The sequence below is a fragment of the Streptomyces sp. NPDC093984 genome (genome assembly GCF_044764595.1).
Taxonomy (GTDB): domain Bacteria; phylum Actinomycetota; class Actinomycetes; order Streptomycetales; family Streptomycetaceae; genus Streptomyces; species Streptomyces cynarae.
In genome coordinates this window covers 562,605-584,900 of the sequence record NZ_JBIWIM010000001.1, presented here as the reverse complement: position 1 = coordinate 584,900, position 22,296 = coordinate 562,605, and the positions used below count along the sequence as shown (strand labels likewise).

Below are 22,296 nucleotides of genomic sequence, written 5' to 3'. Positions count from 1 at the left end.
GATATATCGAATACCTCTGTGTGAGGGAGGCTGATGATGAACGCCGGAGACGAGACGGCGGGGAACCTGGAACCCTGCGTCATAGGAGTCGACTTCGGGACGCTGTCCGGACGGGCCGTGGTGGTCCGGGTGCGCGACGGCGCGGAGTTGGGGACGGCCGAGCACGAGTACCGGCACGCGGTCCTCGACCGGGAGCTGCCGGACGGTACCCGGCTGCCTCCCGACTGGGCCCTGCAGGTGCCGTCGGACTACGTCGACGTGCTGCGCCACGCGGTGCCGGCGGCGCTCGCAGCCGCCGGTGCGCTGCCGGAGCAGGTCATCGGCATCGGCACGGACTTCACCGCGTGCACGGTGCTGCCGGTACTCGCGGACGGCACGCCGCTGTGCGAGCTGCCCGAGTACACCGGCCGTCCGCACGCCTACGTCAAGCTGTGGAAGCACCACGCCGCCCAGGCCCAGGCCGACCGGATCACGGCGCTGGCCGCCGAGCGCAAGGAGCCGTGGCTGGAGCGGTACGGCGGGAAGATCTCCTCGGAGTGGGAGTTCGCCAAGGCGCTGCAGGTGCTGGAGGAGGACCCGGAGATCTACCGCCGCACCGAGCGGTGGCTGGAGGCGGCGGACTGGATCGTCTGGCAGCTGTGCGGGACGTACGTCCGCAACGCCTGCACCGCCGGTTACAAGGGCCAGTACCAGGACGGCGCCTACCCGTCCCGCGCCTATCTGGACGCACTCAACCCCGGCTTCGCCGACTTCGTGACGGAGAAACTGGAGCACCCGATCGGCGCGTTGGGAGCGAAGGCCGGGCAGCTGACGGCCGGGGCCGCGGCGTGGACGGGTCTGCCGGAGGGCATCGCGGTGTGCGTGGGCAACGTCGACGCCCATGTCACGGCGCCCGCCGCCGGCGCGGTGGAGCCGGGGCAGATGGTGGCCATCATGGGCACGTCCACCTGCCACGTGATGAGCTCCGACCAGCACGGCATGGTGCCGGGCATGTGCGGTGTCGTCGACGGCGGCATCCTGCCCGGCCTGTGGGGCTACGAGGCCGGGCAGAGCGGCGTCGGTGACATCTTCGGCTGGTTCGTGCGCACCGGCCTGCCCGCCGAGTACGCCGAAGAGGCCGCCGCTCTGGGCCGTAACGCGCACGAACATCTGACGGCGCTCGCGGCCGGACAGCGGGTGGGTGAACACGGTCTGATCGCGCTGGACTGGCACAGCGGCAACCGCTCGGTGCTGGTCGATCACGAACTGAGCGGTGTGGTCGTGGGGCTGACACTGTCGACCCGGCCGGAGGACGTCTACCGGGCGCTGCTGGAGGCCACCGCGTTCGGCACCCGGACCATCATCGAGGCCTTCGAGTCGTCCGGGGTGCCGGTCGACGAGCTGATCATCGCGGGCGGTCTGACGAAGAACGCGTTGCTGATGCAGATCTACGCGGACGTCACCCGCCGTCCCCTCGGCGTCATCGGCTCCGCACAGGGGCCCGCTCTCGGCGCGGCGATGCACGCGGCAGTGGCGGCCGGGGCGTACCCCGACATCCAGGCCGCCGCCCGTTCCATGGGCAAGGCCGACCGGGGCGTGTACCAGCCGGACCCGGACCGCGCCGCCGCCTACGACCGCTTGTACGAGGAGTACCGGCTCCTGCACGACTACTTCGGCCGCGGCACCAACGACGTCATGCACCGCCTGCGCCGCATCCGCGCCGAGGCGTCCGCCTGAGCCGCCCCACGACCTCCGCCCGCACCTCGCGCTCCACCCGAAAGGAATCCCGTCATGACCGCACCCGAAAAGCCGTCCGCCGGCCAGGAGATCTGGTTTCTGACCGGTAGTCAGGGCCTGTACGGCGAGGACGTGCTGCTCCAGGTCGCCTATCAGTCCCGGAAGATCGCCGAAAGACTCGACTCGGCCGACCCGATCCCGCTGCGGATCGTGTGGAAGCCCGTCCTCACCGACGCGGAGGCGATCCGCCGACTGTGCCAGGAGGCAACCACCTCCGCCGACTGCGTGGGCGTGATCGTGTGGATGCACACCTTCTCCCCGGCCAAGATGTGGATCGGCGGGCTGAGCGCGCTGGACCTGCCGGTGCTGCACCTGCACACCCAGTACAACCTGTCGCTGCCCTGGTCGAGCATCGACATGGACTTCATGAACCTCAACCAGGCCGCCCACGGCGACCGGGAGTTCGCGCACATCGAGGCCCGGCTCGGCATCGAACGCAAGATCGTCGCCGGACACGCCACCGACCCGCGCGTGATCCGCCGGGTCGCCGCCTGGGCCCGGGCCGCGGCCGGCCGCCACGCGGCACGCACCCTGCGCCTGGCGCGTTTCGGCGACAACATGCGGGACGTGGCCGTGACCGAGGGCGACAAGGTCGAGGCGCAGATGCGGTTCGGGTTCTCCGTGAACACCTACGCGGTCAACGACCTCGTCGCCGTCGTCGACGCCGTCGAGGACAAGGCGGCCGCCGAACTCGCCGACGAGTACGTCGAGTCCTACAACGTCGTCCCGGCCCTGCGCCCGGGCGGCATCCGCCACGACTCGCTGCTGTACGCCGCGCGCCAGGAACTCGGACTGCGCGCCTTCCTCACCGAGGGCGGCTTCACCGCGTTCACCACCAACTTCGAGGACCTCGGCGGGCTGCGCCAGCTCCCCGGCCTGGCCGTGCAGCGCCTGATGGCGGACGGCTACGGCTTCGGCGGCGAGGGCGACTGGAAGACCTCCGCGCTGCTGCGCGTGATGAAGGTCATGGGACAGGGGCAGTCCGGCGGCACCACCTTCATGGAGGACTACACCTACCACCTCGGCCCCGGCACACCCCGCATCCTCGGTGCGCACATGCTGGAGGTCTGCCCGTCGGTGGCCGCCGACCGCCCCCGCTGCGAGATCCACCCGCTGTCCATCGGCGGCCGCGAGGACCCCGTCCGCCTCGTCTTCGACGCCGCCCCCGGCCCGGCCCTCGTCGTCGGACTGGCCGACCTCGGTGACCGCTTCCGGCTGACCGCGAACGAGGTCGACGTCGTCGGCCCCAGCGAGCCCCTGCCTCACCTCCCCGTGGCCCGGGCCGTGTGGAAGCCGCGCCCCTCACTGGCCGAGTCCGCCGAGAGCTGGCTGCTCGCCGGCGCCCCGCACCACACCGTGCTCAGCTCCGCCGTCGAAACGGAGACACTGACCGACTTCGCCGCCATGACCGGCGTCGAACTGCTCACCATCGGCGCGGACACCACCGTGGACCAACTCGCCAAGGAAATCCGCTGGAACGCCGCCTACCACCGGCTCGCCCAGGCCCTGTGACCTACGACCGCACCGAAGGAGACGAGCGATGACCGTAGCTGTGCGCGACGCCTTGCGGCAGGAGGTCCTGGAGGCGAACCTCGCCATCCCCCAGGTCGGCCTGGCGACCCTGACCTGGGGCAACGTCAGCGGAGTCGACCGGGAGGCGGGCGTGTTCGTCATCAAGCCCTCCGGAGTCCCCTACGAGGACCTCACCATCGACCACCTGGTGACGGTACGCCTGTCCGACGGCGCGGTCGTCGACGGCGACCTGCGCCCCTCCACCGACACCGAGACCCACCGCTGCCTGTACCTGGCGTTCCCCTCCATCGGAGGTGTCACCCACACCCACTCCACCTACGCGGTCGCCTTCGCCCAGGCCCGCCGCGACATACCCGTCCTCGGTACCACCCACGCGGACACGTTCAACGGCCCCATCCCCGTCACACGCGACCTCACGCCGGAGGAATGCGCGAAGGACTACGAGTACAACACCGGCCGTGTCATCGTGGACATGCTCCAGGAGGACGACCAGAAGGCCGTCGAGGTGCCTGCCGCCCTGGTCGCCAACCACGGTCCCTTCGCCTGGGGCGCCACCGCCCGCAAGTCCCTGGAACACGCGATCATCTGCGAGGCGGTCGCCGACATCGCCATACACACCCTCAGCCTCGCCCCCACCGCCCCTCCGCCCAGCCACCTGCTCGATCGCCACTACACCCGCAAGCACGGTCCCGACGCCTACTACGGCAATCCGGACATGACAACGGCGTCCGGATGACCGGCGCACGTCGCAGCGGCCTGGTCGGGCTGTACCCGGCGTACAGCCCGGCTCGCCTGCTCTCGGAGGTCCTCACAGCTCGTACTGAACGCACCCCCATGCCGCCACCGGACGGGTACTGCTGCCGGTCCGTGCGTCGTCACCCGAACAGCCTCTGTGGCACCGCCCGCCCCCGCCCCGCCGTATCGGCCCTGTCCGCAAGGTCTTCCCGCGCTGCCGCCGGCGTGGAAGGGCTGGTCGCGGCGGCAGTTCGGGATGCAGGGGCACACTCCCGCACATAGCGTCGGCATCGCACAGCGGGTGCCCGTTCGGCGTGGGAGGTCGGTCGGTCATGGGATCTGTCACCGAGCGGCACAGCCGTCCGCAGGGCTCGCTGCTCGTGCGGCGGTGGCGTCAGGCGGCGGAGCGGCATCTCACGCCGCTCCAGCGGTCGTTGCTGGTGACCTGGATCTCCTTCGGAGTGACCTTCGGCACGGTGCGGGTCATCACGCACGGCATCCGGGGCGGATGGCTGCCCTGGGGGAACATCTCCGCGGGCGGCGAGCACCTGCACCACTACAACTTCGGCATCGCCACCCTCGCCGGCGTGGGCCTGATCGCCGTACGCGGTGACGAGCGGGCCATCGGGCATCCCGCCGTCGCGGCCGCCTACGGGTGCGGGACCGCACTGATCCTCGACGAGTTCGCCCTGCTGCTGGACCTGCAGGACGTCTACTGGGCCAAGCAGGGCCGGATCAGCGTCGACGCCTCCATCGGCTTTCTGTCCGCGCTCGGCACGTACCTGACCGCCAAACCCTTCTGGCACGAGGTCGGCCGAATCACGCGGCACCACATCGCCACGACGGCCGAGCGGGGCGTGTCGGGGGCCGTCTGAGCGGCTTCCTGAGGTGTGAGGAGGAGGACTCCATGAGCGCGACCCCCGGCGCAGCGGACGGCCCAGGCTCCGGCGGGCGGCGGGACGGGGGCCGCCCCGCGCCGCGCGGGCCTCGCGCACGACTGCGGCTGTCGGGGGCCGATCCCTGGTCGGTCACGACGACCAGCTTCCTGATATCGCTCACTCTGGGGGTCTGCTCGATCGTGACCATCACCCTGCTGTGGGTGCTGCTGAGCGTGGTCGGTGCGGTGGCCTGGCGGTCGCTGGGCTGGGCGCTCGCCCTCACCGCCGTCGTCGCGGTGCTCGAGGTCGCCCTGACCACGGCACTGGCGACTCTTGCCGCCTTCCTCTACAACATGTCGGCCGGCCTCGTGGGCGGCGTCGAGCTGACGGTGACCGAGGACGAGTAGCGGTTGGACCCGGCCGGCGTGCTGCGGGAGCATTCCGGGCGTGATGCGACGACAGGCGGTGACGGTCGGTGTCGATCTCGCCGCGAGCGCCCGGCGCACCGCCGTGTGCCGGATGACGTGGGGCGGCGGGCCGGGGGTGACGGCTGAGTTCCTCGAGCCCGAGGGGGACGACGGCCTGCTGGGCCTGATCCGGTCGGCCGACAAGACCGGCCTGGACTGCCCTCTCGGCTGGCCGTCGAGCTTCGTGGCGCTGCTCGAGGCGCATCACCGGGGTGAACGGCTGCCGCCTCCCGCCGGGTACGGGGAACACGCGGACGGAAGGCCGGGGCTGGACCCGCTGCGGTTCCGGCTGACCGACGACATCACCTGGAAGGCGACCGCCATGCGGCCCCCGCTGTCGGTGTCCACCGATCTGCTGGGTGTCGTGGCGCTGCGGGCCGCGCGGCTGCTGGACGCCCTCGCGGCGACGGGGGTGGAGGTGCCCCGGGACGGCTCCGGACCGGTCGCCGAGGTCTACCCGGCTGCCGCGCTGCGGCGCTGGGGGATCCGCCCCGCCGGCAGTTACAAGAGAGCGGTGCCCGAGGCGCGGGCCGTCCGCGAGCACATCATCGGCTCGGTCGAGGCCGGGTTGGGAACTCCCCTGCCCGGGGCCGTCCGGGAGCGGTGCGCCGACAGCCACGACCACCTCGACGCCCTGGTCTGCGCCCTGGTCGCCCGCGCCGTCCTGGTCGGGGACACCGTGGGGCCGCGTACCGCGGACGAGCGCGCCGCAGCGGCACGGGAGGGCTGGATCCACCTGCCGGGGACGGACCTCGCCGCACTCCACCGCTGAACCGGCGGTGGCGCCGTCCGGTCTTCCGCCCGATCGAATCGAGGAGGCCGACCGGCTGCCGTGCGGCCGGTCGGCCTGTCGGGCGGACTACCGCCGCGGAGGCATGTCGCCGTGCCGGAGGCCGGCCGTGCCCGGGACGGCACAGGCGCCCGCGGCGCACGCGGTGAGCCAGGTGTCGAAGTCGGCGTCGTAGCGGGCGCCGATGCCGTCGTACACGGCGTGGCCGCCCGGGTAGTCTCCGACCCGGAAGCGGGCGAGCATCCGCTGGATGTCCTCCGGGTGCTTCTCGAACATGTAGCGGACCGCGAGGTAGCCCCACGGGTAGGTGCGGGTCACGTCGCTGTTGGCATAGGTGTTCTGGAACAGCGTGCTCAGTGTGTAGGTGTGCCTGCCCGCCTCGGCGACCGCCTGGTCGTCGGTCATGCCGCGGTAGCCGTAGGAGACGTATTCGGCCAGGCCCTCGATCCACCAGACGTCCGGCACCGCCGTCTGCTGGGAGAAGTCGCCCTTCATGTCGTCGCGGGCGTCCAGGTAGTGCGTGTACTCGTGGTTGAGGTTCCAGATCCGGGCCGTGAAGCCGTCGTCGTACCCCTTTTGGTACATGATCGACAGAGGCTGGTTGCGGGGGTCGGCCGGATCCCCCACCAGGGTGATGCCGCCGTTGTCCGTGCTGACGCCGAAGATCGCCCCGGCGTAGGTCCGGTAGTCGGCGCGGTCGGCGAACACGGCGAGCTGGACGGCCGATTCGTACTGGCCGGGTATCGGTCCCTCGTCCTTGACGAGGGCGTGGAAGTACGGGTCCTGGCCGGCCAGGCTCGCGCACGTCGCGTCGAGGTCCGCGGCGGTCAGTGCCTGCGCCCGGATGGTGTGGGTCGCGTCGCAGGTGTGGGTGATGGGCAGCGCCGCCTTCGCCAGCCTGCCGGCGAGGTCGCAGACGCCGTAGTACGCGCAGTGGGCCTTGTCGTAGGAGTCCACCTGGGTCGCGACCGCGACCCACAGCCCGGCTGTGGGCCCGGTGATCCGCGATGCCTTCAAAAGGCCCTTGACCAGCGGGCGGACCGTGGCCCGGAGGCCGGGATGCCCGATGTGGCGGGCCAGGATCATGCCCGCGTTGGAATCCAGGTAGGCGCGGTCGGTCCGCAGCAGGTTCCGGTGGTCGAGCGCGAACGCGTGGAGCGTGTCGAGGATGCGTGGGTCGGCCGTGACCGCGTCGATGTAGGCGGTGTTCCAGTTTCCGCGCCAGAGGGGCGTGTAGACGTCGTTGACGGCTGCCACCATGGCGGGGACGGCGTCGTGGGAGCTGTTGTATCCCTTCAGCACCCGGCGGTAGACGTCCAGGTAACGCGCCTGAAGGTCGGCACTGTCGGTGAGGACGATGACGTCGCCCAGGATGTCGCCGTTCGCGGAGGTGACGTCCCGCGCATGCGGGCGGGCGAAGAAGGCGTCCAGGCCCCGGGCCGTGGCCGTGGTCAGGGCCGTGCCGTAGGGGCCGACGTCGGACGGGTTGTTGAACTGCACGTAATAACCGGCACGCAGGAACAGAACGAGTTGCCATATGCCGGCCGAGTTGTCGCCGCCGTATCGCCGCGCCGCGTGCGTGAGGGCGTGGGCGACGGTGACCATCTGCGGCTCACGGAAGATCGCGTGCGCGTCGGTACCGGTGGCGGCGAACAGGCTGTTGACGCATTCCACGGTCGAGGCGGCGACGAAGGCCGCGAGTGCGGACCCGCTCCGGCCGCCGAAGTCGGAGGTGGCGCAGGGCCTCGCTCCGGACGCGGCCTTCGGGCCGGTGGCGGCGGACGGTCGATGCGCGGGCGACTCCGCCCGTAGGGGCGGGAGCCGGTCCGGAGCGACCCGTCGGCCCTGTGCGGCCCGGTCCGAGGCGCCGAAGTCCGGGCCGGTCGGAGGCACGGGAGGTGTCGTGGTCCGGGATGCGGTGACGGCGTCGGCGCGGGCCGGGGGTGGGGCGGCGAGCGCCGGTGTCGTCAGGAGGCCGACGGCGGCGGCACAGACGGCGAGGGCGCCGGCCACGCGTCTGGGCAGGGGGAAGCGGTAGCGCATCTGGGCTCCTTCACGGATAGATGCGCCTCGGAAGCGGTGATGAGGCGTGAGAGGCACCTTCTCAATGGCCGTTGGACCTCACAATGGGGTGTGACATAGCACATTGCACGGCGGGGCATAACACCTGACGGGGCATAACCCCTGGCACGGCATCCGGCCGGATGCTCGCCGGAGCTACGTCACGGTCACACGCCACGTCCGCGAGGCCCACGTCCTCAGATGCGGGGAGCGAGCCACGAGGTCCTGGTAGGCCGTGGTGGCGGACACGTACAACGTCTCGGCCAGCTCCTCGGGAACCCTGTCGCGCCGCCAGGCCAGCACGTAGCGGCACCACAGCGGTGTGCCCGTCAGGGGTTTGACCAGCACGCCCGGCGTCGGCAGGAGTGTCGCCTGCACCAGGGACACCCCGAGGCCGTCGGCGATCATGTGCTGCAACTGCGCCTGGTCGCCGAGGAATTCGTGTACCACCGCAGGGGAGAAACCGGCCGCCTCGCAGGCCGTGTAGAACACTCCCGGCCAGCCCGCTCCGTCGTCGGGTGTCACGAACCATGCCTCCTCCGCAAGGTCGGCGAGCGCGACCTGGGGATGGCGTCGGAGCCGGTGGCACGCCGGCAGAGCCACGAACGTCGGCTCGGTGACGATCCCCCGGTGTGCCACCGCGGCCGAATGGCGCAGCTCCCTTCCCGGGTAGTCCGCGGCGATCGCCGCTTCCACCACGCCCTCCTGGAGGAGTTCGACGATCCGGGACGACGCGTACACGCTTCTCACCGTGAGCGACACGTCCGGCAATCGGCGCCGGACCCGGACCACCATGCCCGGCAGAATCGGGGAGTTGGTCGCGGCCACGCGCAGGGCCCGACGCGTTCTGGCGGTGCTCCCGCACGGACGGCGCCCGATCGCCTCCACGCGGGCGAGGACATCCCGCGCCCGGGCCACGACCTCCACGCCGTACCTGGTGAGCCGCACGCCCGATGCCCCACGCTCGAACAATGGCTCACCGAAGTGGCGCTCGATGCGCTGGAGTTGAGTGCTCATGGCCGGTTGCGAGTACCCCAAGTCCGCCGCGGCCCGGCCCACGCTCCCCGCGTCGGCGATCGCGCAGAGCACGCGCAGGTGCCGAAGCTCCAACTCCATCGGCCCTCCCCCCTCCGCGTCACCGACCCCGGACGGTACCGGCGGAGGGGAAGCGTTCCATCGCTCCGTCCCGCCCACAAGACGGTGATGAGCCCAGTCGTTCAGTTCCGCACGGGCGTCAGTTCGGCGAGGAGGACGGTCCGGTCGTCCGTGCCGTCCGTGGCCGGTGTGTCGTGCAGCAGCCGTCGGCCCAGCGCTTGCAGGGCGCCCGGGCCGGTGGAGTCCGTGGACGCGGCGGCGCAGGAGTCCAGGAGGCCGGCGAGGGCGTCGATGCCCTGGTCGATGTCGACGTGGCGGGACTCCACCAGGCCGTCGCTGTAGAGCAGCAGCAGCGCGGGTTCCGGAACGTGCAGCACGGTCGGCTCGTAGGTGCCCGTGCCGAGGCCGAGCGGCAGACCGGCGCTGGTGAGCGTGACCGGTGCGGCCCGTCCGTCCGGGCCCCGGATCAGCGGCGGAGGGTGACCGGCGCCGACGAACGTGCAGGTACGCCGTTGCGCGTCCCACTCGGCGTACATGCAGGTGGCGAAGGAGGCACCGGGGGTGTCGCAGGCGAGCGCGTCGAGCCGGCGCATCAGCTCCGCGGGGGCGATGTCGAGGCCCGCCAGAGTGCGCACGGCGGTACGCAGCTGGATCATGGCGACCGCCGACTCCGGGCCGTGCCCCATGGCGTCCCCGACGACCAGGCCGATGCGGCCGCCCGGCCGGGAGAAGACGTCGAACCAGTCGCCCCCGATGATGTTGTCGTGTCCGGCGGGAAGATAGCCGTGGGCGATGCGGCAGCCGTCGAACTCCTGCGCGGTGGCCGGGAGCAGGCTCCGCCGGATGGCCAGAGCGGTGCGGCGCTCACGCTCGTACCGGCGTGCGTTGTCCAGGGCCACGCAGGCCCGCGCGGCCAGCGACTCGACGGCCGCGGCCTCGTCGAGGCGGAAGCGGGCCCGGCGCGGGCCACGACTGCCGACGATGAAACCGACGGCGGTGCCGCGCAGATGCAACGGCACCACTAGGAAGGAGACCGTCTGCAGGAGCCGGTTGATCCGGGCCGCGTCGCCGCCGGAGGCGGTGAGGCGTTCGGTGGTGTGGGCGTCGACCGCGTCGAGCAGCTGCGTGCGCCGGGTGGCCAGGGCGCGTGCGTAGGGCGTCTCCCGTGGGAAGACGATCACCTCGCCGACCGGCAGTATGCCCTCCCAGTCCTCCGCCGCGTCCGTTCCCACGCGCAGCGCGAGCCGGCGGGCCTCGATCTGCGGCGGATCCGCGACGGCGTAGGCGTTCTCCTCGACGAGCCAGCGCTGCAGCAGGTACACCGATGCCGCGTCGCAGAACCCGGGCGTCAGCGCGTGCACGATGTGACTGCCGGTCAGGTGCAGGTCGAGCTCGGAGCCGATGACGTCGGCCGCCGGGGAGAAGGGAAGCCGACGGGGCGAGCTTGCGGCCGCCGGTGCTTCGTCGAAGTGGCTGCGCGCTTCGTTCCGCAGGGTCGTGCCTTTCCGGTCGGTGGCCGGGTGCGGCCGGCGGCAGGGGATCGCCTCGCCGCGTGGTCGCTGGCAACTATATGATGGGACATCAAGATCATTGGATATGGGGGGAGTTGGAGTGCCGGGTCACGAGGGTCTCCCGCAGGGCGTCGATCCCGACAAGGCGAGCGTCGCCCGCATGTACGACGCCATGCTGGGCGGGCAGCACAACTTCGCGATCGACCGGGAGGCGCTGGCGGCGTTCACCGCCATCGACCCCCAGGTCCGCACCCTGGCGCGGGCCAACCGAGCCTTTCTCCGGCGGGCCGTGCGCTACCTGATCGGTGCCGGGGTGCGGCAGTTCATCGACCTCGGCTCGGGCATTCCCACCCAGGGCAACGTCCACGAGGTGGCGCAGGAGGCCAGCCCTGGAGCGCGGGTGATCTACGTGGACAACGACCCGGTGGCCGTGGCCCACAGCGCTTCCCTGCTCGCCGACAACCCGCACGCGGACATCGTCGACGCCGACATCCGAAGGCCGCAGGACATCCTGTCCTCGCCGCAGGTGCGGAAACTGATCGACTTCGAGCAGCCGGTCGCCGTACTGATGATCACGATCCTGCACTTCATCACGCCCGAGGAGGACCCGGCCGGCCTCGTGGCCGCCTTCCGGGACGCCGTCCCCGAGGGCAGCTGGCTGGCGATGAGCCATGCCACGAACCAGGACCGGCCGGACACGGCCGCCGCCGTGGGCAAGCTGTACCGGTCCCGGGCGACGTCGCCGGTCACCGCGCGCTCCCGCGACGAGATCCTCGCCCTCTTCGACGGCTTCGACCTGGTGGAGCCCGGCCTGGTCCACGTACCGCTGTGGCGCCCGGACCCGGAGGACCGGGTGCCGGACAACCCGCGGGAGTACTGGGTGTACGCGGGCGTGGGCCGCAAGGGCCGCTGAGGGAGCGACGCCCCGGCCGCCGCCTTGACTTCGAGTGCACGCGAAGATCTAGCGTGCACGGCATGGCTCACCGGGAACCGGCCGTGGGCGGCGGGCGCCGGGCGGCCGTCCGCCACATGGTCGGGTGCCGGACCTCGGCGCACGCCGGACCCTGCCGCCTGGCGGACTGTGCCGCATGCGGGCCTCCGGGATGCCGCTGCGGCGGATTCGCTGCTCCATGGAGTTGAGGAGCCCGGTGAGGCCACGAGGCCGTGGGCACGGTGAGCCTCGCGCTTCGCACGCACCCGCGAAGCGAAGGACAGCATCGCAAGGAAGGGCTGAGACGCACATGAAGCAGCGCAGGCTTCGGGACCTGGAGGTTTCCGCCATCGGTCTCGGCTGCATGGGGATGTCCGCCTTCTACGGCACCGCCGACGAGGACGAGGGCATCAGGACCATCCGGCGCGCCCTCGAGCTGGGCGTCACGTTCCTGGACACCGCACAGCTCTACGGCCCGCTCACCAACGAGACGCTGATCGGCCGGGCGATCAAGGGACACCGCGACGAGTACGTGATCGCGACCAAGTTCAACTACCGGATGGACGAGGCCGTCCCCGGGGACATCAGCACCATCGGGCGGCAGGACGGCTCGGCCGAGCATGTACGCAGCTCCGTCCATGGCTCGCTCAAGCGGCTCGGGACCGACTACATCGACCTGTACTACCAGCACCGCGTCGACCCGAACGTGCCGATCGAGGAGACCGTCGGGGCGATGGCGGAGCTGGTCGCGGAGGGCAAGGTACGCCACATCGGCCTCAGCGAGGCGGGGGCGGAGACGCTGCGCCGCGCGAACGCCGTCCACCCGATCACCGCGGTGCAGACCGAGTACTCGCTGTGGTCGCGCGACCCGGAGGCCACGGTGCTGCCCACCTGCCGTGAGCTGGGGATCGGGTTCGTCCCCTACTCGCCGCTGGGGCGCGGCTTCCTCGCGGGCCGGTTCACCTCGCCGGACGAACTCGACGAGGGCGACTTCCGGCGCAGCGGCCCCCGCTTCACCGGGGAGAACCTGAAGGCCAACCTCAGGCTGACCGAGAAGGTGAAGGAGATCGCCACCGAGAAGGGCGTGACGCCGGCGCAGCTCGCTCTCGCCTGGGTGCTCGCGCAGGGTGAGGACCTGGTCCCGATCCCGGGCACCAAGCGCCGCACCTACCTCGAACAGAACGCCGCCGCGGTCGACGTCGAGCTGACGAAGGACGACCTCGCCCGGATCGACGCCGAACTGCCCCCGCCGGCGGGCGACCGCTACGACGAGGCGGGGATGGCGGCCGTCGACCTCTAGAACGGCGGCCGTGGATCTCCCTCACCACCTCAGGGATTGCCCCTCGGCACACGGGTACCCGGTGGTGACCGCAGTGCCGGAACGCATCCGTGCCGTCGTGGTGGGGAACCGGTGGCGCAGGGGCCACCGGGCATGGGCGACCGTCAGGAGGAGCGACCGTATGAACGCCACGGACGACCTTCCCGTCGTGCGGACCCTCGGCGAGCTGGGGGCCCTGGTGGACCGAGACTCCGATCTCTATGTCCGCTGGTCGCGCGGACCCTCCGCCGATCTGGGCAACGCGAAGAGCAGGGACGACCTCACCGGCGTCCCGATGCCGGGACTGTCCGCCAACCCCCTCGGGGTCGAGCCCTGGTGGGGGGACCGGCCCGTCGAGCTGTGGGTGGCCCGGCGGTTGCACGACTACTCGCACCTGCCCCGTGAGAAGGGCGAGGGGGTGCGTCCCTGGGTCCTGCGGGGCCGGGTCGAGGGGCGCGGGCCCGACAACGAGCCGCTGGTACGGAACGTCGAGCCGGTCGGCTGGGTCGACGAGAAGGTCATCAGGGAGGCCCAGACCGAGGTCGACCGCCAGTCCGGTTCCTGGGGGCCGCTGCGCCGCGACGACGGACGCTGAGGCGACCGGACACGCGGCGGGGCCCCCGGTCCACCGGACCGGGGGCCCCGCCCATGGGCACGTGCTGCGTCAGCGCTTGAAGATGTCCTTCGCCTTCTCCTTCATCTGGCGCATGTCGCCCTTCGACTTCTTGCCTCGACCTTCGGCCGTCATGGACTCATTGCCGAGCGCGCGGCCGAACCTCTCCTTGATCTTGCCCTTGGCCTGTTCGAACTTCGCCTTGGACTTCTGTTCTCCAGCCACCGTTGCTCCTCCACGTCGCATTTGGACTGGGGGGTCACCCACTACGTCGAGTGATCGGTGGTGCGGCACCCAAACATGCCCCGGGCCGATCGGCCCCACGCCGGCACATTCCCTGCCGCTCCCCTATGACAGCCGTCATGATGTGTGCTATGACCGCTGTCATAAGCGGCCGATCGGGTACGGGGGCGACGAGTCGAGGGGGCAGGGTGAGGGACGTTTCTCCACGGCTGATGTGGGAGCTCTCGGAGCCGGTGCACGACCTTGTGTACTTCGCCCCGGAGGCGCGCCAGGCTGCCGACGAGGCCGGGATGCGCGGCTTCTGGATGGGCTACTTCGGGCTGCGCGCCGCACCGCTCGGTGCTGTTCCCGCGGCGGTCGTGACCAGCAGCTTCTATGTCTTCCACCCGGACCGGGTGGCGCGGGCGCTGCCCGACGCGTGGCGGTACGCGACACCGTCGGACCTGCTGGCGGCCAGGGAGCGGGCGGTGGACCGCGCCATGCGGCGGTTGTACGGCGACGAAGCCGTGCACGGCGCGCTGATGGCGGAGGCGGCGGATCTCGCCTGGGACGCGGCCCAGGCGGCCGACACCGGGGGACGGGTGCTCGGCGCGGCCAACCAGGCGCTGGAACGCCCCGCCCAGCCGCACGTACGGCTCTGGCAGGCGGCGACCACGCTCCGCGAACACCGCGGTGACGGGCATGTCGCCGTCTTGGTGAGCCGGGGCATCGGCCCGGTCGAGGCGATGGTGCTCAAGGCCGCCGCGGGCGAGTCGGACGGCGCGTTGCTGCGGGAGGGACGGAAATGGGACGCCGCCACCTGGCAGGGCACCGAGGCGCTGCTGCGGGAGCGCGGGTGGATCGACGGCGACGGGCGCCTGACCGAGTCGGGAGCGGCCGAGCGCGACGCGATCGAAGAGGCGACCGACGCCGCCGCGGAGGGTCCGTGGCGGGCGCTCGGTCACGATGCCACCACGCGACTGGCCGAACTGCTCGCCCCGCTGGCCCGAACGGTGGTGGCCTCGGGAGTGATCCCGTCCGGCAACCCGGTCGGGGTCACCGGCGCCGGGCTGCACGGCCCCGCGTGATCGGGGAGGAGCGGGATCAGTCCCAGAGGGGATACGTCACCACGCGTCCGAACCCGTCCGGCCTGCCGTCGGTGTAGGTGAGGGTCATCCGGGTGTAGTGCTGCAGCTGCGGGCGCTTCTTCCAGGGCTGCGGGTGGTCGAGCCGCACGGTGACCGGATACGAGTGGAACCTGCCCGCCGCGCAGTACGGCTTGCAGTCGTTGACCATGTTGACGGCCTCGGCCACGGCCGAGCTCGACCCCCACTGCGACCAGTGGACCGAGGACAGGAGGCTGTTGCCGTCACCGCAGGCGATCATGAAGGCGCTGGGGCGCACCTCCGGATGCCAGAAGCAGTCGACGACGACGGGGCGCCCGGACTGCCGTTGCACGGTGTGTGCGGCCGACGGCACCGTGGCCGGGGCGGCGGACGCCGTCCCCATGACCGCTGCCAGTGATGCGGCGGCACCGAGCACGACCGCCTTGGTGAGGGTGTGATTGCGCATGTCCGCTCCCGCCCGTCTGTCTCCGACTCCCGTGCCACGCTACGACCGCGCCAGGGGATCGCACCACTTGTACCCAGTACGGCGGGTTCATCCCCCGTCGGGCAGGTTCATCCCCCGTCGGCCGGTGCGAACGTCACCTCCGTCGTGCCGACCGTCCCGCCGCGGCGCCCGGGGGCGCTGTGCCAGTTCCAGTACAGGTTCGTGTGCGCGATCACCTGCTCCGGGGGCGGCGCGCCGTACTCCGTCAGGTCCTCCGTCGTGTGCGCGTCACCGACCAGCGTCACGTCGTAGCCGCGGACGAAGGCGCCGTGGAGGGTGGAGCGTATGCATGCGTCGGTCTGGGCACCGGTGACGACGAGCCGGCCCACTCGGCGCTCGGCGAGCACCGTCTCCAGCTCGGTGTCCTCGAACGAGTCGCCGTAGAGCTTGTGGACCAGGGGCTCGTCATCGCGGCGCGCCAGCTCCGGCACGTACTCCCAGCTCTCGCTGCCCCGCTCGAGCTGGTCGTCGGAGTGCTGCACCCAGACCACGGGCACATCCTCCTCGCGGGCCCTGTCGACCAGCGTGCCGATGTTCGCGATCACGCTGTCGCGGCGGGGCGTGCCCGCCATCACCCCCTTCTGGACGTCGATGACGAGCAGAGCGGTGTTCGGCCGGTCGGGCAGGGTCGTCATGGGGACTCCGTTGTCTCGCCTTTGGTCAGTGATCCCGTGCGACGACCACAGTAGGACGGGGCACTGACAACGGACCCCGGAGCGCGCGTGGGTCAGCTCAGCAGTGCGGCCAGACGGCGCCAGGCCTCCCGGGGGAGGGAGTCGCGGGGCTGGTCGTCGACCACCTGGAGGGCCACATGGTCCGCGCCCGCCGCCAGATGGGCCTCGATCCGTTCCCGGATCCGGTCGTCGTCGCCCCAGGCGAACAGCGCGTCGACCAGCCGGTCGCTGCCGCCGTCCGCGAAGTCGTCCTCGGTGAAGCCGAACCGGGCGAGCGCCTTGGTGTAGTTGGGCAGTCCGAGGTAGACGGCGAGGCCGCCGCGGGCCGTCGCGCGGGCGCGGTCCGGGTCCGTCTCCAGGACCACCTTCGTCTCGGGAGCCAGCAGCGGGCCGTCACCGAGGATCGCGCGGGCCTCGGCCGTGTGGTCGGTGGTCACCAGGTACGGGTGCGAGCCCGCGGCGCGGTCGCGGGACAGCTCCAGCATCTTCGGCCCGAGCGCGGCCAGCACACGGCGCCCCGCCGGTACCCCGGCGGCGTCGAGCTCGTCCAGATAGCCGACCATGGCCGAGTACGGGCGGCGGTACTGGTCCGCGAGTTTCGCATGGCTCACGCCGAGGCCGAGCAGGAAGCGCCCCGGGTGGGTCCGCTCCAGCTCCGCGACGCTCGCCGCGGTGTCGCCGGCCTCGTACTGCCAGATGCTCTGGATTCCGGTCGCCACGACGAGCCGCGAGGTCGCCTCGATCAGCGGCACCGCGTGGCGCACCGCGCTGCTGCCGCCCAACCAGACCGCGCCGAAGCCGAGTTCCTGCAGTTCGGCCGCGGCGTCGGCCAGTTCGCCGCGCCTGGCCGGATCCTCCGAACGCAGTCCGGCACTCCAGATGCCGTACCGCCCGGCGCTCTCCTTCAGCGAGCCCACGCTGTCCGTGCTGGTGATGTCGCCCATCGGCCCCGCTCCCTCCGTACCCGGTACGGTGCGCTGCCCACGCACCACTTGATCACAGCAGAGCCCAACGGCCGCCCGACGCCGCGTATTCCACGCCGTGTCCCGCACGGATCGGCGGCCGGACGGACCGATCGGGCGGACCGATCGGATGGACCGATCGGATGGATCGACCGGCCAGAAGGGGCGCCTTCACGCCGCCCCTGCGCCGCGAAACCCGGCGGCAACGCGCTCCTATAGGCTGCTCGCTTCGGTTCCCACAGTCCGCGAGTGCCCGGGAGAGTTCCCCGTGACCGTACCGATCGTCCCGTCCGCAGCAGACGCGGCAGCGGCGGCAGACGCAGCAGGCGAAGAGTTCTGGGTCGAGCCGGGAGCGGTCCCGGCCCCCGCGGAACCCGAGGTCGCCGAGGCGGTGGCGCGTGACGCCCGAGAGTTCGGGGTGTACGCGCGGACCGGAGGCTGGGCTTTCGCGCTGAAGGTGGCGCGCAGCGTACGGCCCGGCGGACAGCCGGCGGGGGAGACACCCAAGATCTCCGCCCAGCGGTTCGCCGAGCTGGCGGGATGCTCCGCGGAGCGGGTCATGCGCTACTACAAGGCCTGGGACAAGGCCGCCGACGACGGGCTCGTCCCGCACTTCGAGATCCTCGTCCCCGGCCAGGAGATCGACCTGCCGGACTCCGACGCGTGGCTCTCCTACTACAGCCCCCGCTCCAGCGCGTCCTCCGAGCGCGGTACCGCCATCGCGGCGGCGGCCGAGGCCGAGGGCATCCGCCCCACCAAGGCGCTGGAGGTCGCCGAGAACCCCACCGCGCTGCGCGCGGCGATCCTCGCCGACCCCGCCACCGCCCGGACGGCGCGGGCCGCGCTGCTGGACCGGCTGAAGGACGACCCGGCCCTGCAGACCGAGCTGGCCCGTGACGTCGTCCGCACCGACGAGCTGAAGAAGGCGGTGGCCGGCGAGAGCCGGGTGGCGGACCGCATCGGCTACGTCCGGCAGATCGCCGAGAACGGCCAGGTCAGGACCCCGGCCGGGCAGACGATCGACGCGCCCGCCGACCTCCGTGCGGAGGCCGAGCGGCATCTGTCCCTCCTCGACGAACTCGACGATGGCGAAGAGGCCGGGCAGTGGGCGGCGGAGGCGTACGACACGGTGAAGGAACTCGTCGCCCGGACCGTCGAGTCCGATCCCGAACTGCGGCGCCAGGAACGGCGGACGAAGTTCTACAGCAGCCTCCAGCGAGCGACGAAGGTCTTCGAGGAGCTCACCCTGGACGACGCCGACGACCTCGACGACCTGTACGAGGACGACATGCTCCAGCGCTTGGAGGAGCTTCGGACGGCGATCAGCAGCTGCATCGCGACCCTCCGCCAGGCCGCCCCGGCACGGTAGGGGGGCCGAAGGTCCCCCACGAGGGGCCGAAGTGCCCCTCTCACCGCTCCGCGACCGGTGTGACGGTGAAGGTGAGCTGTTCCGGAGCCGGTCGCGGAGCGGTTCCGGAGCCGGACGAAAGGCGGTGGGAAGCATGCAGCCGCCTCTGGTCGTGGGCGTCGACGGATCGGACTGCAGCCTGGTGGCGGTGGACTGGGCGACCGACGAGGCGGCCCGGCACGGGCTGCCCCTGCGGCTGCTGTACGCCTTGGGGGGTGAGCGTGACGAGGACGACATGCCCCCGGACGTCGTCGCCACCGCCACGGAACGCGCCCGGCGCCGCAACCCGCAGGTGAGGGTCACCGCCGACGTCCTGCCCGAGGACCCGGTGGACGCCTTGCTGCGCGCGGTGCACCACGCCTCCGCCGTGGTGACGGGCAGCCGTGGCCGCGGCCGGCTGACGGGACTGCTCCTCGGCTCGGTCAGCCTCACCGTCGCGGGCCGTGCCCGTGGGCCGGTGATCGTGGTGCGCGGAGACCGGGCCGGCCTGGAGGGCACGCACGAGCGGATCCTGCTCGGCGCCGGGGAGCCCGGCACGAGCGGCGCCGCGGTGCGGTTCGCCCTCCGCGAGGCAGAGGTGCGGCACTGCGTCCTCGACGTCGTCCGTGTCTGGCACCGCCCCGCGCACCGGCCCATCGAACACCCCCTGCTGGCCGGGGACCCGGCGCTGTGCTGCGAGGAGCGGGCGGCCACCCTGATCGACGCCCTGCTCCAGGACGCCGTGGCCGACCATCCGGACGTCCGGGTGCACCGGTCCACGGTCGAGGGAACCGCACGCAGGGTTCTCCTGCACCGCTCGGCCGCCGCGGACCTCGTGATCATCGGCGTCCGGCGCGGCCACGACCGCTGGGCGCTCCACCTGGGCCGGGTGGCCCACACGCTGCTGCACCACGCCGAGTGCCCGGTGGCCGTCGTACCGGAGTCGCACTGAAGGGTGGGGCAGGGACGTTCGGGTCCCCCGGCATGGGCTGTTCGGCCTCAGCGGCGGGGGAGCGGGCGCGGTGCACTGGAGGTGTCGGCACAAGCGACCGCACCCCCGAGGAGACACGGAAGACCGCACCCCCGAGGAGACACGGAAGGCGGAGGCCCGGCACATCGAGGTGGAGCACGGCGCGTGATCGCCCGCGGGCGCCGCGTGCCGAGTCTGGACGGTGACATCGTGAACGCAAGGCAACGGCTCGCTGACGGCGTACGCACCCGGCGCGGTCGTACGGTCACCGTCTCCGGGTTCACGCCCGAAGGAATGCCGCCGAACATGGCGCGCGTCGTCCTCGGCATCACCTGCGAACCCCGCGACCGGGGCGAGACCCTGGCCTCGCTGACGCCGGAGGAGGCTCGGCGTGTCGCCGGACTGCTGCTCCACCAGGCCGCCTCCTTCGCCCCGCGGGTCCCGGGGCCGCCGGGCCACGCGGACGCCGTGCCGATCGCCGCGGACGCCTACGAGGTACGGCTGCGCGGTCACATACTGGCCGTGGACCAGCCGGTGCCGAACGGCGGTACCGACACGGCCCCCACTCCCGTGGAGCTCCTCGTGGCGTCGCTGACCGCGTGTGTCGCGCACTGCGCCGGCCGGTTCCTCGAGCGCCACGACCTCAGCCGTGAGGGGCTGCGGATCGAGACCGACTTCCGTACGACGTCCGGCCGGGTGCCCCGCGTGAGCTCGCTCCGCCTGCGGGTGCGCGCGCCCGCGCTCCCCGCCGGTCGACGGGACGCCCTGCGGGCGGCGGTGTCCCGCTGCACGGTCAGGAACACCCTGGTCGCACCGCCGGAGATCGTCATCTCCCTGACCGACGACGGGATCGGAGGGGCTTCGCCGGCCGGTCCGGAAGAGGGGCGCCGATGACCGCCGTCCGGAGCATGTGACGGAGGGCGGGTGGATCGGATCGGCGCGGGTGAGCTCGTGAAGGTTGCCGGGAACGGGCAATGCGCATTCGGCGGTGGGCGGACACGATGTGCGCGGGGAGTACCAGGGAGGTCCCGGTGCCGGACACCGGCAGGTATGCCGCACCGCGACTCGGCTCCCGGCGGCCGCGCCCGGGAAGGTACGGCCGCCGGTCGCGAGGCTCACACGGTGAGTTCCTTGCGGATGCGGTCCAGCATGAAGGCGGAGGACTCGCGGGCGCGTTCCTCCCAGGCGAAGACACAGGCCGTGGCGACGCCGTCGAAGTCCAGCTCGCGCAGGGTGCCGAAGAAGGCGTCCCAGTCGACCTCGCCCTGACCGATGTCGAGGTGCTGGTGGATGCGGGCCGGGGTGCCGGGCGGGTTCAGGATGTAGCGCAGGCCCGAGGACCCCTTGTGGTTGAAGGAGTCGGCGATGTGCACGTGCTGGAGCTTGTCGCCGGCGTAGCGCAGCATCGCCGCGATGTCCGCCTTCGGGTCGGCCCCCGAGAGGTGGAAGGAGGATGTCAACGGCGTCGCACAGCACGGGATGCCCGCGGGGGTGTCGCGCGGGCGGAGTCGAGCCGATGGGGACACGGCGTTCGGGCCGGCCGGCGTGCTCGGGCCTGGGCGCCTCCCTCCGTTCAGTCGCCGCTTATGCTCTCGGTTCGAATGACGTGTGTCGGTCACGGAACAAGGGGTGGGGCATGGTCGGCGAACCCGTGCGGTGGGGCATTCTCGCGACCGGAGGGATCGCGGCCGCGTTCACGGCGGACCTGTTGGATCTGCCGGACGCGGAGGTCGTGGCGGTGGCGTCGCGGAGCATGGAGTCGGCCGAGAGCTTCGCGGGACGGTTCGGGATACCGCGGGCGTACGGCGACTGGGGCGCCCTGGCTGCGGACGACGACATCGATGTCGTGTACGTCGCCACTCCGCACTCGGCCCACCGGGCCGCTGCCGGGCTGTGCCTGGAGGCGGGTCGGAGCGTGCTGTGCGAGAAGCCGTTCACGCTGAACGTGCGTGAGGCCGAGGAACTGGTGGCGTTGGCGAGGCAGCGCGGGGTCTTCCTCATGGAGGCCATGTGGATGTACTGCAACCCGCTGATCCGGCGCGTGGCCGACCTGGTGCGCGAGGGCGCGATCGGTGAAGTGCGCTCGGTGCAGGCGGACTTCGGCATCGCCGGTGACTTCCCGCCCTCCCACCGGCTGCGGGACCCGGGGCAGGGTGGAGGGGCGCTGCTCGACCTGGGCGTTTACCCGGTCTCGTTCGCGCAGTTGTTGCTCGGGGAGCCCGAGGACGTGGCAGCGCGAGCGGTGCTCTCGCAGGAGGGCGTCGATCTGCAGACGGGAGCGCTGCTCTCATGGGAGAGCGGCGCTCAGGCTCTGGTGCACTGCTCCATCATCGGTGAGTCTCCCAGAACCGCCACGGTCACCGGTTCGCGCGGCCGCATCGACATTCCGCACACCTTCTTCCATCCCGACCGCTTTGTACTGCGTCGCGACGGCCGCGAGCCCGAGGAGTTCCCGGCCGACCCGGCGAACGGCCCCGTCAACAGCTTCCGCCACGAGGCCGTCGAGGTCATGCGCGCCCTCCGCGCCGGTGAGACGGAGTCTCCGCTCGTCCCCCTGGACGGCACGCTCGCCGTGATGCGGACGCTCGACGCGATACGGGACCACATCGGCGTCCGCTACCCCGGAGAGGCCAACGAGCCCGCATTCGCGGGGGCCTGAGCGCGCGAGGGGCGTACCGGCGCCCAGGGGCCGAGCACGACAAGCACGACACGCGAGCCGCACGAAGGGTTCGCCGGGCCCACGCGCACACGTTGGCCCGAGG

21 protein-coding genes and 1 pseudogene are annotated in these 22,296 nt (G+C 71.8%); 14 read left to right on the top strand and 8 right to left on the bottom strand.

From position 1 onward, the window contains the following. The first annotated feature begins 36 nt into the window (after window positions 1–36). From araB to ACIRC0_RS02715, 6 genes are all read left to right on the top strand, one after another. Entirely contained in the window at window positions 37–1,716 is a 1,680-nt protein-coding gene (gene araB, locus ACIRC0_RS02740) for a ribulokinase (RefSeq protein ID WP_403612660.1), read from the top strand. Between the two features lie 54 nt (window positions 1,717–1,770). Continuing rightward, window positions 1,771–3,288, top strand: a complete 1,518-nt coding sequence (gene araA, locus ACIRC0_RS02735) for an L-arabinose isomerase (RefSeq protein ID WP_403610288.1) — start codon at window positions 1,771–1,773, stop codon at window positions 3,286–3,288. A 28-nt stretch (window positions 3,289–3,316) separates the two neighbouring features. Beyond that, window positions 3,317–4,045, top strand: coding sequence for an L-ribulose-5-phosphate 4-epimerase AraD (gene araD / locus ACIRC0_RS02730; protein WP_403610285.1), 729 nt, complete (start codon window positions 3,317–3,319; stop codon window positions 4,043–4,045). Window positions 4,046–4,376: 331 nt separating this feature from the next. Beyond that, window positions 4,377–4,919, top strand: a complete 543-nt coding sequence (locus tag ACIRC0_RS02725; protein WP_403610283.1) for a hypothetical protein — start codon at window positions 4,377–4,379, stop codon at window positions 4,917–4,919. A gap of 32 nt (window positions 4,920–4,951) precedes the next feature. Then, on the top strand, window positions 4,952–5,329 hold the full coding sequence (locus ACIRC0_RS02720) for a DUF3566 domain-containing protein (RefSeq protein WP_403610280.1): 378 nt from the start codon (window positions 4,952–4,954) through the stop codon (window positions 5,327–5,329). A 43-nt stretch (window positions 5,330–5,372) separates the two neighbouring features. Continuing rightward, window positions 5,373–6,161: a DUF429 domain-containing protein gene (locus ACIRC0_RS02715; protein ID WP_403612657.1), complete on the top strand. Its 789-nt coding sequence runs from the start codon at window positions 5,373–5,375 to the stop codon at window positions 6,159–6,161. 87 nt (window positions 6,162–6,248) lie between these two features. On the opposite strand, the gene ACIRC0_RS02710 is transcribed toward ACIRC0_RS02715, so the two are convergent. From ACIRC0_RS02710 to ACIRC0_RS02700, 3 genes are all read right to left on the bottom strand, one after another. Beyond that, a complete protein-coding gene (locus tag ACIRC0_RS02710) occupies window positions 6,249–8,222 on the bottom strand; it encodes a collagenase (RefSeq protein WP_403610277.1) in 1,974 nt (657 codons plus the stop codon). Between the two features lie 174 nt (window positions 8,223–8,396). Then, window positions 8,397–9,356: a LysR family transcriptional regulator gene (locus ACIRC0_RS02705; protein ID WP_403610274.1), complete on the bottom strand. Its 960-nt coding sequence runs from the start codon at window positions 9,354–9,356 to the stop codon at window positions 8,397–8,399. 101 nt (window positions 9,357–9,457) lie between these two features. Beyond that, window positions 9,458–10,696: a PP2C family protein-serine/threonine phosphatase gene (locus ACIRC0_RS02700; protein WP_403610272.1), complete on the bottom strand. Its 1,239-nt coding sequence runs from the start codon at window positions 10,694–10,696 to the stop codon at window positions 9,458–9,460. A gap of 250 nt (window positions 10,697–10,946) precedes the next feature. Here ACIRC0_RS02700 and ACIRC0_RS02695 point away from each other — a divergent pair, with 250 nt between their 5' ends. The 3 genes from ACIRC0_RS02695 to ACIRC0_RS02685 all read left to right on the top strand — a co-directional run bounded on the left by ACIRC0_RS02695 (window position 10,947) and on the right by ACIRC0_RS02685 (window position 13,690). Next, window positions 10,947–11,759, top strand: a complete 813-nt coding sequence (locus ACIRC0_RS02695) for an SAM-dependent methyltransferase (RefSeq protein WP_403610269.1) — start codon at window positions 10,947–10,949, stop codon at window positions 11,757–11,759. A 328-nt stretch (window positions 11,760–12,087) separates the two neighbouring features. After that, window positions 12,088–13,077 carry an aldo/keto reductase gene (locus ACIRC0_RS02690; RefSeq protein WP_403610266.1) on the top strand — a complete coding sequence of 330 codons (990 nt, stop codon included), beginning with the start codon at window positions 12,088–12,090 and terminating at the stop codon, window positions 13,075–13,077. Between the two features lie 160 nt (window positions 13,078–13,237). Beyond that, complete coding sequence (locus ACIRC0_RS02685; protein ID WP_403610263.1) at window positions 13,238–13,690, top strand: DUF6098 family protein; 453 nt, start codon at window positions 13,238–13,240, stop codon at window positions 13,688–13,690. A 69-nt stretch (window positions 13,691–13,759) separates the two neighbouring features. Here ACIRC0_RS02685 and ACIRC0_RS02680 read toward each other — a convergent pair whose 3' ends face one another. Further along, window positions 13,760–13,933 carry a CsbD family protein gene (locus tag ACIRC0_RS02680; protein WP_403610260.1) on the bottom strand — a complete coding sequence of 58 codons (174 nt, stop codon included), beginning with the start codon at window positions 13,931–13,933 and terminating at the stop codon, window positions 13,760–13,762. A 206-nt stretch (window positions 13,934–14,139) separates the two neighbouring features. Here ACIRC0_RS02680 and ACIRC0_RS02675 point away from each other — a divergent pair, with 206 nt between their 5' ends. Continuing rightward, window positions 14,140–15,018 (top strand): hypothetical protein, encoded by an 879-nt coding sequence (locus ACIRC0_RS02675; protein ID WP_403610257.1) that lies wholly within the window; start codon window positions 14,140–14,142, stop codon window positions 15,016–15,018. 16 nt (window positions 15,019–15,034) lie between these two features. On the opposite strand, the gene ACIRC0_RS02670 is transcribed toward ACIRC0_RS02675, so the two are convergent. The 3 genes from ACIRC0_RS02670 to ACIRC0_RS02660 form a co-directional block, all read right to left on the bottom strand. After that, window positions 15,035–15,502, bottom strand: coding sequence for a hypothetical protein (locus tag ACIRC0_RS02670; protein WP_403610255.1), 468 nt, complete (start codon window positions 15,500–15,502; stop codon window positions 15,035–15,037). A gap of 107 nt (window positions 15,503–15,609) precedes the next feature. After that, window positions 15,610–16,176: a cysteine hydrolase family protein gene (locus tag ACIRC0_RS02665; RefSeq protein WP_403610253.1), complete on the bottom strand. Its 567-nt coding sequence runs from the start codon at window positions 16,174–16,176 to the stop codon at window positions 15,610–15,612. Window positions 16,177–16,268: 92 nt separating this feature from the next. Further along, on the bottom strand, window positions 16,269–17,159 hold the full coding sequence (locus ACIRC0_RS02660) for an LLM class F420-dependent oxidoreductase (protein ID WP_403610250.1): 891 nt from the start codon (window positions 17,157–17,159) through the stop codon (window positions 16,269–16,271). A 286-nt stretch (window positions 17,160–17,445) separates the two neighbouring features. On the opposite strand from ACIRC0_RS02660, the gene ACIRC0_RS02655 reads away from it, so the two are divergent. From ACIRC0_RS02655 to ACIRC0_RS02645, 3 genes are all read left to right on the top strand, one after another. After that, window positions 17,446–18,546: a hypothetical protein gene (locus ACIRC0_RS02655; RefSeq protein WP_403610247.1), complete on the top strand. Its 1,101-nt coding sequence runs from the start codon at window positions 17,446–17,448 to the stop codon at window positions 18,544–18,546. A 133-nt stretch (window positions 18,547–18,679) separates the two neighbouring features. Beyond that, complete coding sequence (locus tag ACIRC0_RS02650) at window positions 18,680–19,516, top strand: universal stress protein (RefSeq protein ID WP_403610244.1); 837 nt, start codon at window positions 18,680–18,682, stop codon at window positions 19,514–19,516. 228 nt (window positions 19,517–19,744) lie between these two features. Then, window positions 19,745–20,428, top strand: a complete 684-nt coding sequence (locus ACIRC0_RS02645) for an OsmC family protein (protein ID WP_403610241.1) — start codon at window positions 19,745–19,747, stop codon at window positions 20,426–20,428. A gap of 221 nt (window positions 20,429–20,649) precedes the next feature. Here the strand turns inward: ACIRC0_RS02645 and ACIRC0_RS02640 are convergent. Then, window positions 20,650–20,985: pseudogene (locus ACIRC0_RS02640) on the bottom strand (TIM barrel protein); the annotation flags it as partial. Window positions 20,986–21,170: 185 nt separating this feature from the next. On the opposite strand from ACIRC0_RS02640, the gene ACIRC0_RS02635 reads away from it, so the two are divergent. Beyond that, window positions 21,171–22,193 (top strand): Gfo/Idh/MocA family protein, encoded by a 1,023-nt coding sequence (locus ACIRC0_RS02635; protein WP_403610238.1) that lies wholly within the window; start codon window positions 21,171–21,173, stop codon window positions 22,191–22,193. Window positions 22,194–22,296: the final 103 nt, after the last annotated feature.